This is a genomic window from Castellaniella daejeonensis (assembly GCF_039523555.1).
GTDB lineage: Bacteria > Pseudomonadota > Gammaproteobacteria > Burkholderiales > Burkholderiaceae_B > Castellaniella > Castellaniella daejeonensis.
Map to the genome: position 1 here is coordinate 378,133 of NZ_BAAAFN010000015.1, position 15,153 is coordinate 393,285.

The window sequence follows — 15,153 nt, forward strand, 5'->3', positions numbered from 1 at the left end:
GGCCCCGGGAGGCTCCTGGGAGAGGAAACCATGGATAGCGCACAGGCGCCCGAACCCGCAGTGCTGTTGAACGTCAACGGCATCGAGGTCATCTACAACCACGTCATTCTGGTGCTCAAGGGCGTGTCCCTGACCGTGCCGGAAGGCAGGATCGTGGCGCTCCTGGGCGCCAACGGCGCCGGCAAGACCACCACCCTCAGGGCGATCTCCAATCTTCTGCGTGGCGAGCGCGGCGAGGTCACCAAGGGCGGGATCGAGTATCGCGGGGAACGCATCGAGTCCCTGTCGCCGGCCGACCTGGTGCAGCGCGGCGTGGTTCAGGTCATGGAAGGCCGCCACTGCTTCGCCCACCTGAGCATCGAGGAAAACCTGCTCACCGGCGCCTACACGCGGCGCCTGGGGCGCGCCGACCTGGCCGCCGCGCTGGAGCGGGTCTACAGCTATTTCCCCCGCCTGAAGCAGCGCCGCAAGAGCCAGGCGGGCTATACGTCGGGCGGCGAGCAGCAGATGGCCGCGATCGGCCGGGCGCTGATGGCCGACCCGCGCATGATCCTGCTGGACGAGCCATCGATGGGGCTGGCGCCGCAGATCGTCGAGGAAATCTTCGAGATCGTGCGCGACCTGAACCAGCGCGAAGGCGTCAGTTTCCTGCTGGCGGAGCAGAACACCAACGTGGCCCTGCGCTATGCGGACTACGGCTACATCCTGGAAAACGGCCGCGTGATGATGGACGGCGCCGCCCGCGCGCTGGCCGAAAACGAGGACGTCAAGGAGTTCTACCTGGGCGTTTCGGGGTCGGGCCGCACCAGTTTCCGCGACACCAAGTTCTATCGCCGGCGCAAGCGCTGGCTGGCCTGACACGGGGGAATGGCATGCAGGCATACTACGATGCACGCGAGACCCAGCCCGCCGAGGAGCGCGAGCGGTTGCTGTTCCAGCGCTTGCCCGACGCGCTGGAGCGGGCCCGGACCGGGGCGCCGGCCATCGCCCGGCAGTTGCGGGGCATCGACCCCGCCTCGCTGGATTGCCGCCAGGCCCTGGCCCGCGTGCCGGTGCTGCGCAAGAGCGAATTGCTGCAAGTCCAGCACGCGGCCCGCATCGCGCCGCCGGGGACCACGGTCGATGCCGAGCGCCTGCGCGTGTTCGGCGGGTTCTCCACCGTGGGCTGGGGCGAGGCGCGACGGGTCTACGCCTCGCCGGGGCCGATCTACGAGCCCGAGGGCGCGCGCCCCGACTACTGGGGCTTCGCCCGCGCCCTGCATGCGGCGGGGGTGCGCCCCGGCATGCTGGTGCACAACTGCTTTTCCTATCATTTCACCCCTGCCGGCTCCATGATGGAAACCGCTGCCCATGCGCTGGGCTGCACGGTGTTCCCCGGCGGGGTCGGGCAGACCGAACAGCAGGTGCGCGCCATGGCGGACCTGGCGCCGCAAGCCTACACGGGCACGCCCAGCTTCCTGCGCATCATCCTGGAAAAGGCCGACGAGATGGGGGTGGCGCTGCCTTCGCTGCGCCTGGCCCTGTTTTCGGGCGAGGCCTACCCGCCGTCTCTGCAGGCCTGGTTCCGGGACCGCGGCATCCAGGGCTTCCAGGCCTATGGCAGTGCCGACCTGGGCATGGTGGCCTTCGAAACTCCTGCGCGCGAAGGCCTGGTCGCCAACGAAGACCTGATCCTGGAGATCGTCCGGCCCGGCACCAGCCAGCCCGTGCCCGAGGGCGAGGTCGGCGAGCTGGTGGTCACGACCCTGAATCCCGACTATCCGCTGCTGCGCTTCGGCACCGGCGACCTGTCGGCCCTGATGCCGGGGGTTTCGCCCTGCGGCCGGACCAACCTGCGCATCCGCGGCTGGCTGGGGCGCGCCGACCAGACGACCAAGGTGCGCGGCATGTTCGTGCATCCCGAGCAGATCGCCCGTGTGCTCGACCGGCATCCGCAGGTGGGCCGCGCGCGCCTGGTGGTTTCCGGCGAGGCGGGGCACGATGTCATGACCCTGCGGGTCGAGGCCGGCGCCGCGCTCGACGTCGAGGCCGTGGCCGCCACGGTGCGCGAGCAGACCAAGCTGCGGGCCGTCGTCGAAGTCGTGGCGGCAGGCAGCCTGCCCAACGACGGCAAGGTGATCGAGGACGTTCGCCGTTACGACTGACTCGGGGGGCGTCGGCGCCATGCATGCGGCGCATGGCGGGGCGCGGGTTCCCTCAGTTACTATGTGCAAATCCGTGAAGCAGACTGAGGGAGACCTTCCATGCGTGGATTCAAGATGATTGCCGGCCTGGCCCTGCTGGGCGCCGGCATGCCCCTGGCCCAGGCCGATACCCTGTCGGTGGTCAAGGAACACGGCGCCGTGCAATGCGGCGTTACCACCGGCTTCGCCGGCTTCTCTGCGCCCGACGCCCAGGGTGCCTGGAAGGGGCTGGACGTGGACATGTGCCGCGCCGTTGCGGCCGCTGTGCTGGGCGACGCGTCCAAGGTCAAGATCGTGCCCCTGAATGCGCAGCAGCGCTTCACCGCCCTGCAGTCGGGCGAGATCGATCTGCTGGCCCGCAACACCACCGTGACGCAGTCGCGCGATACGTCGCTGGGTGCCATCCATGCCGCCATCAACTTCTACGACGGCCAGGGTTTCATGGTGCCCAAGTCCCTGGGCATCACCTCGGCCCGCGACCTGAACGGGGCCACGGTCTGCATGCAGACCGGCACGTCCAACGAGCAGAACATGGCCGATTGGGCGCGCGCCCACAACGTGCAGTACAAGCCGGTGGTGATCGAGCAGTTCAACGAGGTCGTCAATGCGTTCGCGGCCGGCCGCTGCGACGTGTTCACCACCGACGCCTCGGGCCTGGCTTCGATCCGCATCGCCAAGCTGACCAAGCCTGCCGACTATGTGATCCTGCCGGAAATCATCTCCAAGGAACCTCTCGGGCCCTTCGTGCGCCAGGGGGACGACGCCTGGCTGAATATCGTCAAATGGAGCTTCCAGGCCATGACGGGCGCCGAAGAGCTGGGCGTGACCTCGGCCAACGTCGACGCGCAGCTGAAGAGCGCCGATCCCAATGTGCAGCGCCTGCTGGGCGTGACCGGCAGTGCGGGCAAGAACCTGGGCCTGGACGAGCAGTGGGCCTACCGGATCATCAAGCAGGTCGGCAATTACGGCGAATCGTTCGACCGCAATGTCGGCATGGGCAGCCCCTTGCAGATCCAGCGCGGCCTGAACGCGCTCTGGAAGGACGGCGGCCTGATGTATCCGCTGCCGATCCGCTAGGCCGTACGCGCCCGTTACATTCTTTTCCGGTACACCAGGCTGATGCGGGCGAAGGCTGCCTGCAGTTCCGGCGTGCCGGCCTGAAAGACCACGGGCCGGCCTTTCTGGACAAAGCACACCAGCTTCTTCGAGGCGAACAGCGGGATGAACTTGGTGGACTGGATCTCGGCCCAGGGCACTTCGCGGCGCGTGATCCAGGACTGGCGGATGCCCCATTCGGAGATTTCCGTGACCGAGGTCCACATGTGGACGCTCATCCAGAGCAGGGCGCCGAAGCACACCACGATGCTGGCGATGACCGGCATGGGCAGCGCCTGCTCGGGCGAGAGCTGCAGCACCATGACCAGGCGCACCGCGATCAGGGCCATGATGAGCCAGGCGATGACGGCGATCCAGCGGGGCCAGGCCCGGCCGCGCAGCGGCAGCGGGGCGATCTGGGCCATCAGGGCATCGTGTTCTTCGGGGGAAGGACGGCCGAAAGGGGACATCATTGGGCCTTCTTCAGTGCCAGGGCGCGGCCGGCGCGGCTGGATGTCGGGCGGCCGATGCGTTCGGAGATCCATTGGCCGATGTCCACCACGGCGTCCAGGTCCACGCCGGTATGCAGCCCCTGGCCGCGCAACAGGTACAGCACGTCTTCCGTGGCGACGTTGCCGGTGGCGCCCTTGGCGTAGGGGCAGCCGCCCAGCCCGGCGACCGAGCTGTGGAAGATGCGCACGCCGCAGTCCAGCGCCGCCAGGATGTTTGCCAGGGCCTGGCCGTAAGTGTCGTGGAAATGCCCCGAGACCTGGGAGCCCAGGTCGGCGACCTGGCCGACGGCGCGCAGCACGCGCCCGACCTGGGCGGCCGTGCCCACGCCGATGGTGTCGGCCACGTCGATCTCGTCGCAGCCCAGGCGCAGCAGGCGTTCGGCCACGTCGACCACTGCGGCCACCGGGGTCTCGCCCTGGTAGGGGCAGCCCAGGGCGCAGCTGATGCTGCCGCGCAGGCGCATGCCGGCTTCTTTCGCGGCAGCCGCCACGGGCTCGAAGCGGGCGATGGATTCGGCGATGGAGCAGTTGATGTTGCGCTGGGAAAATGCCTCGCTGGCGGCGCCGAAGATCACGACTTCGTCGGCGCGGGCCGCCTGGGCGCCCTCGAAGCCGCGCAGATTGGGCACCAGGACGGAATAGATCGTACCGGGCCGGCGGGCGATGCCGGCCATGACCTCGGCGCCGTCGGCCATCTGCGGCACCCATTTCGGGGACACGAAGGATGCGGCCTCGACGTTGGCAAAGCCGGCCGCGGCCAGGCGGTCGACGAGCTCGATCTTGACGGCGGTGTCGACGAACTGCTTTTCATTCTGCAGGCCGTCGCGCGGCCCGACTTCGACGATCTTGATGTGTTCGGCCATGGATGTCGTCCAAGGGGGATTCCCGGTCGGGAGAGGGGTTCATCATAGCGCAGCCGGGGGCTCGGACCGGCGCCGGTAGCGGCCATTGCCGGTCCGGTCGATCCGGCCGGCAACCTCCAGCAGGGTCAGCTGGCTCATCAGACGGTCGATGGGCCAGTCCAGGTCCGCCTGCAGGATATCCAGGCCGACCGGATCGCGGCCGATGCGCCCCAGCAGGGCGCGGGCGTCGGGGCCGATGCCGGGACTGGTATCCGCGCCGGGTTCGCCAGCGGTGCCGGCCGATGCCTCGGGTGCGGACCCGGGGGCGGCATCGGCTGCCGCGATGTCCTTTTCAGCGTCGGGTGCCGGCGGGGTCCGCAGGCCCGGCAGCGCGCCTTGCCGCAGTTCCTCGATGATGTCCTGCCCGGATTCGACCAGCTTGGCGCCCTGGCGGATCAGGGCGTGGCAGCCGCGCGACAGGGGGGAATGGATGGAGCCCGGGATGGCGAAGACCTCGCGCCCCAGCTCGCCCGCCAGCCGGGCGGTGGTCAGGGAGCCGCTGCGGGCGGCGGCCTCTACCACCAGCACGCCCTGGCCCAGGGCGGCGACGAGGCGGTTGCGTTGCGGGAAATGATAGGGCAGCCCCGGCGTCCCCAGGGGAAATTCCGACAGCAGCAGGCCATGGGTGGCAATGCGGTGGGCCAGGGTGTGGTGCGCGGGCGGATAGACCCGGTCGATGCCGGTGCCCAGGACGGCCAGGGTGCTGCCGCCTGCTTCGCCGGCGTCCAGGGCGCCTGCGTGGGCCGCGCCGTCGATGCCGCTGGCCAGGCCGCTGACCACGCACCAGCCTTTCAGGGCCAGGTGGCGTGCGAAGGCGTGGGCGTTGCGCTCGCCGTCCACCGTGGCATGGCGCGCGCCGACGATGGCCAGCATGGGGCGGGTCAGGATGTCGAGCCGGCCGTGCGCATACAGGAGCGGCGGCGGGTCGGCCAGCGCGTACAGCGCGCGCGGGTAGTGGGGGTCGGCCAGCGTCAGCAGGTGGTGGTCGGCAGCCTGCAGCCACTCCAGCGTCCGGTCGATTGCGGACTGGAGTTCCGGGCCGGGCGGCTGGCGCAGGCGGGCCGCCATGGCCGGGTCCAGGTAGCGGGCCAGGCTGCCGGTGGTGGCTGCGACGATGTCCTGCGGCATGCCGAAGACCGACAGGAGCAGGCGGATCCGGGCCGCGCCCAGCTCGGGTTCGAGGCTCAGGCGGATCCAGGCGCGCAGTTCGGTTTCAGAGGCATTCAGAGGCATGGCGCCAGTGTGCCATGAACTGCGGGCGTGTTTCGCGCGGGCGGGCGGTTTCTGTCCCAGGCCGTGGTCCTGATTTATCATGGAGTTTTGGCATCATCGTCACGGTTTTCGACATGGCTCTGCTTCCCATTCTCAAATACCCGGATCCCCGGCTGCACAAGGTCGCCGCGCCGGTGCAGCAGGTGGACGACCGCATCCGCCAGCTGGTGCGCGACATGGCGGAAACCATGTACGCCGCTCCCGGCGTCGGCCTGGCCGCGACCCAGGTGGACGTGCATGAGCGGGTCGTGGTCATCGACGTTTCTGAAGACGGCAACGATCTGCACGTGCTGATCAATCCCGAGATCACCTGGAAGAGCGAAGAACTTCAGGTCTATGAAGAAGGTTGCCTGTCGGTGCCCGGCATCTACGACGAAGTCGAACGCTCCGCCCGCATCCACGTGCGTGCCCTGGACGAACGCGGCGAGCCTTACGAGTTCGACGCCGAAGGACTGCTGGCGGTGTGCGTGCAGCACGAGCTGGATCACCTGCTGGGCAAGGTCTTCGTCGAGTACCTGTCCGTGCTCAAGCAGAACCGCATCCGCACGCGCCTGCGCAAGCAGCAGCGCGAGGCCCAGCGCGAAGCCGCCGGTGCCTGAATGCGGGTTGCCTTCGCAGGAACGCCCGAATTCGCCCGTCTGGCCCTGGACGCCCTGATCGGGGCGGGCCATCGGATCGCGTGTGTGCTGACCCAGCCCGACCGTCCCTCGGGACGCGGGATGAAGCTCATGCCCAGCCCGGTCAAGCAGGCCGCCCTGGCGGCCGGCATCCCGGTGCTGCAGCCGCGCAGCCTGCGGCTGGACGGCAAATATCCGGAGGATGCCGAGGCGGCCCGGTCTGCATTGCAGGATCTGGCCCCGGAAGTCATGGTGGTGGCGGCCTATGGCCTGATCCTGCCCCAATGGGTGCTGGACCTGCCGCGCCACGGCTGCCTGAACATCCATGCCAGCCTGCTGCCGCGCTGGCGCGGTGCGGCGCCCATCCAGCGCGCGATCGAGGCGGGCGATGCCGTCAGCGGCGTGACCATCATGCAGATGGATGCGGGGCTGGACACGGGCGACATGCTGTACCGGGTGGAACGCCCGCTGGCGCCCGACGAAACCGGCGCCAGCCTGCATGACGGCCTGGCGGCCGACGGCGCGCGCGCCATCGTGGACGTGCTCGCGCGGCTGGAAGCCGGGGATGCCCCGGCGCCGGTGCCGCAGCCCGAAGCGGGCGTCTGCTACGCCGACAAGCTGCTCAAGTCCGAATCGCCGCTGGATTTTTCCCGTCCCGCGGTCGAACTGGCCCGCCGGGTGCGGGCGTTCGACCCATTTCCCGGCACGACGATGGCGCTGCCCGGATTCGACCAGCCGGTCAAGGTCTGGGGGGCGCAGGCACTGCCGGCCAGCGGCGGGCCCGGACGTGATGTGCCGGCCCCCGGCACGATCGTGGACATGGGGCCGGACGGCATCGACGTGGCGACCGCCGATGGCGTGCTGCGCGTGACGGCGCTGCAGAAGCCCGGGGGGCGGCGCCAGCCGGCGGCCGAGTTCGTCAGGGCCTACCGCGGTCAGGCCTGACGCGCCGCCTGGCGGCGCGTTCCCGCACCGGGCGGCGTGGCCGCCTGGTCAGCCTCCGGACGATTTCTTGCGCGAGGTGTCGATGCCGAGCTGTTTCAGCTTGCGGTACAGGTGGGTGCGTTCCAGGCCGGTGCGCTCGGACACCCGTGTCATGCTGTGGTTCTCGTGCAGCAGGTGGTATTCGAAGTAGATCCGCTCGAATTCGTCGCGGGCTTCGCGCAGGGGCTGGTTGAGTGAAATCCGGCCCAGGTGCGAGTCGTCGTGGACGGGAGCGGCGGGGGGCGCGGCCGGGGGTTGTGTGGCGGCGGCGCCTGCCAGCGGGGGCGGCTGGGTGAAGACCGGATCGGGCGTTGCGGGGCGTTCGGTGCGGCTGCGCATGGCGGCCGGAATCACCGGACGCGCCAGGCCCGAGGACACGGCCTTCAGCAGTTTCTGCAGGGTGATGGGCTTTTCGAGGAAGTCCACCGCGCCGATGCGGGTGGCTTCGACGGCGGTGTCCACGGTGGCATGGCCGCTCATCATGATGACGGGCATGTTCAGCAGCCCCTGGCTGGACCATTCCTTCAGCAGGGTGACGCCGTCGATGTCGGGCATCCAGATGTCGAGCAACACCAGGTCGGGCCGCTGGCGGAGACGAAATTCGCGGGCCTGCGCCGCATTTTCCGCGAGTTCGACCGTGTGGCCTTCGTCGTAGAGAATTTCGGACAGCAGCTCGCGGATGCCTATTTCGTCGTCCACCACCAGAATTCTGGCCATATCACCTCACCTGTTGTTCTGCGTATTATCGTGTGCTTGCCTGGGCGCGTCCAGCCGGACCGGCTCGGCGGCCAGCCTGGAAAACAGGATGGAAACGCGCGCTCCGCCTTCGGTCCGGTTGGAAATGTCGACCTGGGCGGCGTGCTCCTCGACGATCTTCTTGACGATGGCCAGGCCCAGCCCGGTGCCGGTGGTTTTGGTCGTCACGTAGGGCTCGAAGACGCGGTGCAGGACCTCGGGCGCGAAGCCCGGGCCGTTGTCCGAGACGGTCAGGCGGACGCGGGCGTGGCCGGTCTCGTCGTCCGGCAGGATCAGGCGGGTCTGCACGCGGATCTCGGCCGTGCCGGGCGCGGCGTGCTGGCAGGCGGCGTCGCGTGCATTGGCCAGCAGATTGTGGATCACCTGGCGCAATTGCGCCGGATCGCCCTGGATCGGCGGCAGGCCGGCCGCGAGCTGGGCATCGAAGCGGGCCGCGCCAGGGGCGCTCTGGGGCGGGGCCGGCTCGGCGGGATCCCAGCCGTACAGCGTCAGGACTTCGGTCAGCAGGGCGTTCAGGTCGATGTCCTGCATCTGCGCGGGCGGCGTGCGGGCGTATTCGCGGAAATCGTCCACCATGCGCTTCAGGGAAGCGACCTGGTTGACGATGGTCTGGGTGGACCGCTGCAGCATGGCGGCGTCGTCCGGCGCCAGGCGGTCGGCCAGTTTCATGGCCAGCCGCTCGGCCGACAGCTGGATGGGCGTGAGCGGGTTCTTGATCTCGTGGGCCAGGCGCCGGGCGACCTCGCCCCAGGCAACCGTGCGGTTGGCGGAGATCACTTCGCTGATGTCGTCGAACACCACCAGGTAGCCGTCCTCGTGGCCATCCATCAGCAGCCGGGTGCCCCGGGCCAGCAGGGTGACGACGTGCTTCTTGCGTTCGTTGTCCGGCGCATCCTGCAGCTCGACTTCGAACTGCTGCTGCCAGTAGGGGCGCGTGGATTCCACCGCGTCGTGGGCGGAGAACGCCTGGCGGATCAGGCCGGCGATCGGCAGGGCGCCGTCGGCGGTTTCCAGCGGGCGGCCCTGGATGGTGCGCAGGTCGACGTGCAGGATGGTCTGGGCGCCCTGGTTGAACAGCGTCAGGCGGAAGGCGCGGTCGAACACGAGCACCCCCGAGGACAGGTTGCTGAGCACCGATTCCAGGTACAGGTTGCTTTGCTCCAGCTGGCGGCGGTGGCGATCGACCATCTGGCGGGCTTCCTCCAGCTGCCGCGTCATGGCGTTGAAGGATCGCGTCAGCTGGCCGACTTCGTCGCGCGCGGGTGGTTCGGGCAGCGGGCGGTAGTCGCCGACGCCGACGGCCTGGGTGCCCGAGGCCAGGGTCAGCAGGGGCCGCACCAGGCGCCGCGAGACGGCCAGCGCCACGACCACGGCGGCGAATACGGCTAGGATCAGGGCCAGGGTCAGCGTGATGCCGTAGAGCTTGCGCAGGCCCAGGCGTGACAGGGCCAGTTCCTGGTAGTCGCGGAAGCCCTGCTGGACCTGGCTGGCATTGCGGGCGATGCGTTCGGGCACGGCCTGGATCACCTGCAGCCAGCGCGAGTCGCCGCCCAGGCTCATGGGATTGCCCAGCCGGTCGGAAGCAGCCGGCCCCAGCGGGATGATGACGCGCAGGTGCAGGCCGTCGCTGGTCGGCCCGTCGCCGGGGGTCGCGTCGGCCTCGGCCGCCGCATAGCCCTGGGCGACTCGCAACTGGTTCATGACGCTGCTGGGCGGCAGGTCCGGCAGCAGCTGGCTGAAGTTCGACGAGGAAAAGGCGACCAGGCGGCTGTTGCCGGTGAAGACCATCGCTTCGTCGATTTCGTTGGCGGCGCGCAGCGAAGTGATCAGCAGGGATGTCTCGGCGTCGCTGGCGGTGTTCAGCCGCAGGGCCATGTTGCGTGCCCGGCCGCTGAGCTCGGTGAGCTGGGCGTCCAGGGCGGCGCGCCCCAGGTTCAGGCCGGCTTCCAGCGCGGTGTCCACCCGCACGTTGAACCAGGATTCGATCGATCGCGACATGAACTGCACCGACAGCACGTAGATCAGCACGCCAGGCAGGATGCCGATCAGGGTGAAGTACAGCGTGAAGCGGGCGGTCATCCGGGCCCCGAACTGGCGCCGCCGGATCTGGCGCAGCAGCCGGATGGTGAGCATGGCCACCCAGGACATCAGGGCGATCGCCAGCACGCCGTTGAGCAGCAGCAGCATGTCGTATTGCTGCGCGTAGCGCGATGCGTTGCCGGTGGACCAGACGAGCAGGCCCAGCAAAGCGATCGCGCTGGCAGCGGCGACCCCCAGCGCGGAGCGCAGCGCCCAGCGGATCAGCCGCGGGGCGTTGCGTCGGAGATCGAAAAGGTGAACTCTTTCCATGGGGTCGTCAGGGACCAGGCCGCGCTGTTGAGGGCGTCGACCTGGAATGGGCGGGCCAGGCGCGATGTGTCCAGGCGTAGCCGGAGCCGCCCCTGGTAAGTGCTGCCGGGCGTGAAGAGGTCGGCGTTGCCGAGCGGCCAGTCGCGGATGTGGCGCACCAGGTCCAGGGCCTCGTCCAGGGACGTGGCCGGTAGGGACAGATCGCCGGTGCCGACCCGCCATTGGCGCGTCAGGGCGTTGTACTGGATGCGCCAGGTCTGGCTGAGCGACAGGATCGTCTTGTCGAACCACCACCAGCGCGGATGCTCGATGACCAGGTCCACGGTGAAATACAGCGGGACGCCCTTGCGGGCCGCCTCGTGCTGTTCGTCGCCGAGCGTGAAGTCGATGTCGGCGTTCAGCAAGATCTGGTCCTGGCGCAGCACCGGTTCGATGCGCACGACCTGGCCGTCCTCGGCCCAGGTGGTCGGGGGCACCAGGAACAGGATGCTGAAGGCCAGGAAGATCAGGAAGCGTGGCATGCGCTGGCTGCGGTGGAGCGGAAAGTCACGAACAGTCGCAGTATTGTTGAGCACGCGCCAAAGCGCAAGCCGGGTCCGGCCTGGACGGGCATGGGTCAGCCTGCGGGGACGGGCTCCGGCCCGGGCTCGTGCGTCTTGTGCAGCAGGGCGTAGAAGAAGCCGTCGCCGTCGTCGGGGCCGCCGGGCAGGATGTGGCCGGGCGCCGGCAGCCGCCGCGCTTCGGGATGCCGGTCCAGGAAGCTGCGGACCTGGGATTCGCCTTCCTGGGGGAAGATCGAGCAGGTGGCGTACAGCAGGTGTCCGCCGGGGGCCAGCAGCGGCCAGAGCGCATCCATGATGCGGGCCTGCAGGGCCGCCGTGCGCGCCAGGTCGTCGGCCCGGCGCAGCCAGCGGATGTCGGGATGGCGCCGCACCACGCCCGAGGCGGTGCAGGGCACGTCGGCCAGGATGGCGTCGTAGGGCTGCCCGTCCCACCAGGACTCGGGCTGTGCGGCATCGGCGCAGCGCAACACGACGTCGGAGGATTCCAGGCCCAGACGCCGCAGGTTTTCGCCCACGCGTTCCAGGCGCCGGGCGTCGCTGTCCAGCGCCGTGAGGCGCAGCGTGTGGCGCTCCAGCAGGTGGGCCGTCTTGCCGCCGGGCGCTGCGCAGGCGTCCAGCGTCCGCATGCCGTCTTGCAGCGGCAGCAGCTGCGCGGCTCGCTGGGCCGACGGATCCTGCACCGACCACCAGCCTTCCGCGTAGCCGGGGATGTCGCGCACGGGGCGGGGCGCGTCCAGGACCAGGCCGTCCTCGCCCACGGGCCGGGCACGCAGGCCGGCTTCGTCCAGGCGCGCCTGCAGCGCGTCCCGGGCAATGCGCCGGACATTGGCGCGCAGGGCCATGGGGGGCGGCTGGTCGGCGGCATTCAGGATCGATTGCCAGTCGTCCGGCCAGGCATCGCGCACGGTGTCGATCCACCAGCCGGGGTGGTTCCAGACGGCTTCCGGCGTGTCGGCCAGCGCGGCGTTCAGCGCTGCGCGTTCGCGCCCGTAGCGCCGCAGCACGGCATTGATCAGGCCCTTGGCCGGCCGGGCGCGCCGGTCGGCGGCGGCCGCTTCCACCAGCTGGTGGACCAGGGTGTGCTCATGGTAGACCGGTGTGCCGGGCGGCTGCGGGACGCCTTCGGCCTGCCGCAGGCTGGCTTCCAGCAGGCTCAGTCCCAGCAGGATCAGGGATTCGACCAGGCGTTCCGGCGGGCGCCGCGGCACCAGCAGCCCGCTCACGGCCCGGGCATGGCCCAGACGGCGCATGGCGTGGAAGGACAAGGCCTGGGCGGCCGGGCGCAGGGCGGCGGGTGCGGCTTCCAGCGCATCCGACAGGGACTGGCCTTCCAGCACGGCCCGGATGGCCCGGGCGGCAGCGAGCAACTGGTCGGACAGGGCGGGGGATTGTGGCGATTCCGGCACGAAAAAATCCAGGGTGGCGGTTGGGAGAGCCTCCGGGTCGGCCGGCGCGGCTGCCGCGGCGGTGGCCGATGCGCACGCACGGCACTCGATCCCGGGCCGCGCCGCCGCCGTCTGCCCGGCTGATTCAGAGGCTCCTGGTACAGATTCCGTGGACTTTAGCACCGATTGATTAAAATGGACGGTTATCCCTGTTTCGTCCCACCGAGAATTACATGAGCCAATCCCCCCGTGTCGGTTTCGTCAGCCTGGGTTGTCCCAAGGCCCTGGTCGATTCCGAGCGCATCCTGACCCAGCTGCGCACCGACGGCTACACCATCAGTCCGGACTACGAAGGGGCCGACGTCGTCGTGGTGAATACCTGCGGCTTCATTGACAGCGCCAAGGCCGAATCGCTGGACGCCATCGGCGAGGCCATCGTCGAGAACGGCAAGGTCATCGTCACCGGCTGCCTGGGCGTGGAAGCCGACATGATCCGTTCCGTGCATCCGGCGGTGCTGGCCGTCACCGGGCCCCAGCAATACGAACAGGTGGTGCGCGCCGTGCACGAGGCCGCCCCGCACGAACGCCCGCACGATCCCTACGTCGACCTGGTGCCGCCCCAGGGCATCCGCCTGACGCCGCGCCACTACGCCTACCTGAAGATCTCCGAAGGCTGCAACCACAATTGCAGCTTCTGCATCATCCCGTCCATGCGTGGCCGCCTGGTCAGCCGTCCGATCGGCGATGTGCTGGGCGAGGCCCGCCGCCTGGTGGACGCCGGCGTGAAGGAACTGCTGGTGATCTCCCAGGACACCAGCGCCTACGGGGTGGACGTCAAGTACCGCACCGGGTTCTGGGACGGGCGCCCGGTCAAGACGCAGCTGACCGCGCTGGCGCGCGCGCTGGGGGAATTCGGCGTGTGGGTGCGCATGCACTACGTCTACCCCTATCCCCATGTGGACGAGCTGATCCCCCTGATGGCGGAAGGCCGCATCCTTCCTTACCTGGACATCCCGTTCCAGCACGCCAGCCCGCGCATCCTGCGGGCCATGAAACGCCCCGCGTTCGAGGACCGCACCCTGGCACGCATCCGCCAGTGGCGCGAGGCCTGTCCCGACCTGACCCTGCGCTCCACCTTCATCGTCGGCTTTCCCGGCGAGACGGAGGAAGACTTCCAGTATCTGCTGGACTGGATGACGGAAGCCCAGCTCGATCGCGTCGGCTGTTTCCAGTATTCGCCGGTCGAAGGCGCGCGTGCCAATGACCTGCCCGATCCCGTGCCCGACGAGGTCAAGGCCGAACGCTGGGAGCGCTTCATGGCGCACCAGCAGGCGATCTCCACGCAGCGCCTGGCGGCCAAGGTCGACCGCACCCTGACGGTGCTGGTGGACGAGGTCGACGAGCAGGGCGGCGCCACCGCGCGCTCCATGGCCGATGCGCCCGAAATCGACGGCAGCGTGCTGCTGCGCGATGCCGCCGGCTGTGCGCCCGGCGACCTGGTCCGGGTGCGGATCGAGGACGCGGACGAATACGACCTGTACGGTGTGCCGGTCTAGGACGGGTCGTCGGGCTTGCGCGGCACCACGCGTGGGGGCTGCTTGCCCGGTTCCAGCGGGCGGGCGCGCTTGAACGTGGTGACGGGCAGGTCGCCGAACACCCCGCGCCGCGCGGCAACGCGCCAGGCGTGGCCGTAGGCGACTTCGAGGCTCAGGTGGATCGTGCCGTCGGCATGGCGGCGGCGTTCCAGGGCGCGGACCAGGCGTTCGCGCCAGGCGCGGCCGGGCAGGCCGCGGCGGCGTTCGGGATGGGGGTTGCCGCCCAGCGCGCGCACGTCTTCCAGCAGCTTGTCCGCGGTCTTGTAGGTCAGGGTGATGATTTCCTGGTCCATGACGGGATCGGCGAAACCCACCTGCAGCATCAGGTCGCCGAAGTCGTGCATGTCGACGAATTCCATGGGCCGTGTATCCAGGTCGGCCTCGGCCAGGGCCTCGCGCAATTCGCGGAAGGTGCCCGGTCCCAGGCTTGAATACATCGCCAGGGCGTCATTGCGCAGAACGCGCCGCCATTCCTGCAGCACCAGGTGGGGTTCCGGGTGCCAGTGCAGGGCCAGGTTCGACCAGACCAGGTCCAGGCTTTCGTCCGGCAGGCCGGTTTCGGCCAGATCGGCCTGGATGAATGCCGGCTTCGGCGTGGGTTTGTTGCGCAGCCGGTGCCAGAATCCGGGCTTGGTCGCGTAGCGTTCGCGGGCCGTATCCAGCAGCGTTTCGCAGGCGTCCAGTCCGATGTAGCGCTGGTCGGGGTAGCGGGCGCGCAGCGGATCCAGGGCATGGGCTGCGCCGCATCCCGCATCCAGGATGTCGTGCGGATCGATGCGGATGTAGCTCAGGCGGCGCAGCATGCGCTGGGCGATTTCCCCGTACAGGAACTGGGGGGCGTCCAGGGGCGCGCGCCGGGCGAACTGGCGCGTCACGGCCTGGGAGTCGATGGGCAGTCGGGGAAGCTGTGGCATAAACGATCAAGGCCTGCCCCGGGAAG

The 15,153-nt window shown here is 69.4% G+C and carries 14 protein-coding genes; 6 read left to right on the forward strand and 8 right to left on the reverse strand.

Annotated features, from left to right (window positions below; translation table 11 throughout):
- Nucleotides 1-30: 30 nt before the first annotated feature.
- The 3 genes from ABD022_RS11460 to ABD022_RS11470 all read left to right on the forward strand — a co-directional run bounded on the left by ABD022_RS11460 (nt 31) and on the right by ABD022_RS11470 (nt 3,260).
- A complete protein-coding gene (locus ABD022_RS11460; RefSeq protein WP_325124359.1) occupies nt 31-858 on the forward strand; it encodes an ABC transporter ATP-binding protein in 828 nt (275 codons plus the stop codon).
- A 14-nt stretch (nt 859-872) separates the two neighbouring features.
- Nucleotides 873-2,144, forward strand: coding sequence for a phenylacetate--CoA ligase family protein (locus tag ABD022_RS11465; RefSeq protein ID WP_325124358.1), 1,272 nt, complete (start codon nt 873-875; stop codon nt 2,142-2,144).
- Nucleotides 2,145-2,243: 99 nt separating this feature from the next.
- The gene (locus tag ABD022_RS11470; protein WP_325124357.1) at nt 2,244-3,260 is read left to right on the forward strand and encodes an amino acid ABC transporter substrate-binding protein; all 1,017 of its coding nucleotides are present in this window, start codon (nt 2,244-2,246) and stop codon (nt 3,258-3,260) included.
- A 14-nt stretch (nt 3,261-3,274) separates the two neighbouring features.
- Here ABD022_RS11470 and ABD022_RS11475 read toward each other — a convergent pair whose 3' ends face one another.
- The 3 genes from ABD022_RS11475 to dprA are packed head-to-tail and all read right to left on the reverse strand — an operon-like array spanning nt 3,275 to nt 5,925.
- Nucleotides 3,275-3,751: a hypothetical protein gene (locus ABD022_RS11475; RefSeq protein WP_325124356.1), complete on the reverse strand. Its 477-nt coding sequence runs from the start codon at nt 3,749-3,751 to the stop codon at nt 3,275-3,277.
- Nucleotides 3,748-4,653 (reverse strand): hydroxymethylglutaryl-CoA lyase, encoded by a 906-nt coding sequence (locus ABD022_RS11480; protein WP_325124355.1) that lies wholly within the window; start codon nt 4,651-4,653, stop codon nt 3,748-3,750. The genes ABD022_RS11475 and ABD022_RS11480 overlap by 4 nt, the downstream gene beginning before the upstream one ends.
- Nucleotides 4,654-4,695: 42 nt before the next feature.
- A complete protein-coding gene (dprA, locus tag ABD022_RS11485) occupies nt 4,696-5,925 on the reverse strand; it encodes a DNA-processing protein DprA (protein WP_343821393.1) in 1,230 nt (409 codons plus the stop codon).
- 113 nt (nt 5,926-6,038) lie between these two features.
- Between dprA and def the strand changes: the two genes are divergently transcribed.
- Together def and fmt are read left to right on the forward strand one after the other, a co-directional pair.
- Nucleotides 6,039-6,563, forward strand: coding sequence for a peptide deformylase (gene def / locus ABD022_RS11490; protein ID WP_325124353.1), 525 nt, complete (start codon nt 6,039-6,041; stop codon nt 6,561-6,563).
- Nucleotides 6,564-7,526, forward strand: a complete 963-nt coding sequence (gene fmt, locus ABD022_RS11495) for a methionyl-tRNA formyltransferase (RefSeq protein WP_343821395.1) — start codon at nt 6,564-6,566, stop codon at nt 7,524-7,526.
- A gap of 48 nt (nt 7,527-7,574) precedes the next feature.
- Here the strand turns inward: fmt and ABD022_RS11500 are convergent, their stop codons facing one another.
- The 4 genes from ABD022_RS11500 to rsmB form a co-directional block, all read right to left on the reverse strand.
- Nucleotides 7,575-8,282, reverse strand: coding sequence for a response regulator (locus ABD022_RS11500; RefSeq protein ID WP_325124351.1), 708 nt, complete (start codon nt 8,280-8,282; stop codon nt 7,575-7,577).
- Nucleotides 8,283-8,288: 6 nt separating this feature from the next.
- Complete coding sequence (locus ABD022_RS11505; protein WP_325124514.1) at nt 8,289-10,622, reverse strand: sensor histidine kinase; 2,334 nt, start codon at nt 10,620-10,622, stop codon at nt 8,289-8,291.
- A complete protein-coding gene (locus ABD022_RS11510; protein ID WP_343821397.1) occupies nt 10,622-11,191 on the reverse strand; it encodes a DUF4390 domain-containing protein in 570 nt (189 codons plus the stop codon). Before ABD022_RS11510 ends, ABD022_RS11505 begins: the two co-directional genes overlap by 1 nt.
- Before the next feature lie 95 nt (nt 11,192-11,286).
- Nucleotides 11,287-12,639, reverse strand: a complete 1,353-nt coding sequence (gene rsmB, locus ABD022_RS11515; RefSeq protein ID WP_343821399.1) for a 16S rRNA (cytosine(967)-C(5))-methyltransferase RsmB — start codon at nt 12,637-12,639, stop codon at nt 11,287-11,289.
- A 212-nt stretch (nt 12,640-12,851) separates the two neighbouring features.
- Between rsmB and rimO the strand changes: the two genes are divergently transcribed.
- A complete protein-coding gene (rimO, locus tag ABD022_RS11520) occupies nt 12,852-14,174 on the forward strand; it encodes a 30S ribosomal protein S12 methylthiotransferase RimO (protein WP_325124348.1) in 1,323 nt (440 codons plus the stop codon).
- On the opposite strand, the gene ABD022_RS11525 is transcribed toward rimO, so the two are convergent.
- Nucleotides 14,171-15,127: a methyltransferase domain-containing protein gene (locus ABD022_RS11525; RefSeq protein WP_325124347.1), complete on the reverse strand. Its 957-nt coding sequence runs from the start codon at nt 15,125-15,127 to the stop codon at nt 14,171-14,173. The genes rimO and ABD022_RS11525 overlap by 4 nt on opposite strands.
- Nucleotides 15,128-15,153: the final 26 nt, after the last annotated feature.

What these genes read in the sequence shown, in the direction of transcription:
- ABD022_RS11460 (WP_325124359.1), top strand. Translation starts at nt 31, where the DNA reads ATGGATAGCGCACAGGCGCCCGAACCCGCAGTGCTGTTGAACGTCAAC.
- ABD022_RS11465 (WP_325124358.1), top strand. Translation starts at nt 873, where the DNA reads ATGCAGGCATACTACGATGCACGCGAGACCCAGCCCGCCGAGGAGCGC.
- ABD022_RS11470 (WP_325124357.1), top strand. Translation starts at nt 2,244, where the DNA reads ATGCGTGGATTCAAGATGATTGCCGGCCTGGCCCTGCTGGGCGCCGGC.
- ABD022_RS11475 (WP_325124356.1), bottom strand. Translation starts at nt 3,751, where the DNA reads ATGATGTCCCCTTTCGGCCGTCCTTCCCCCGAAGAACACGATGCCCTG.
- ABD022_RS11480 (WP_325124355.1), bottom strand. Translation starts at nt 4,653, where the DNA reads ATGGCCGAACACATCAAGATCGTCGAAGTCGGGCCGCGCGACGGCCTG.
- dprA (WP_343821393.1), bottom strand. Translation starts at nt 5,925, where the DNA reads ATGCCTCTGAATGCCTCTGAAACCGAACTGCGCGCCTGGATCCGCCTG.
- def (WP_325124353.1), top strand. Translation starts at nt 6,039, where the DNA reads ATGGCTCTGCTTCCCATTCTCAAATACCCGGATCCCCGGCTGCACAAG.
- fmt (WP_343821395.1), top strand. Translation starts at nt 6,564, where the DNA reads ATGCGGGTTGCCTTCGCAGGAACGCCCGAATTCGCCCGTCTGGCCCTG.
- ABD022_RS11500 (WP_325124351.1), bottom strand. Translation starts at nt 8,282, where the DNA reads ATGGCCAGAATTCTGGTGGTGGACGACGAAATAGGCATCCGCGAGCTG.
- ABD022_RS11510 (WP_343821397.1), bottom strand. Translation starts at nt 11,191, where the DNA reads ATGCCACGCTTCCTGATCTTCCTGGCCTTCAGCATCCTGTTCCTGGTG.
- rimO (WP_325124348.1), top strand. Translation starts at nt 12,852, where the DNA reads ATGAGCCAATCCCCCCGTGTCGGTTTCGTCAGCCTGGGTTGTCCCAAG.
- ABD022_RS11525 (WP_325124347.1), bottom strand. Translation starts at nt 15,127, where the DNA reads ATGCCACAGCTTCCCCGACTGCCCATCGACTCCCAGGCCGTGACGCGC.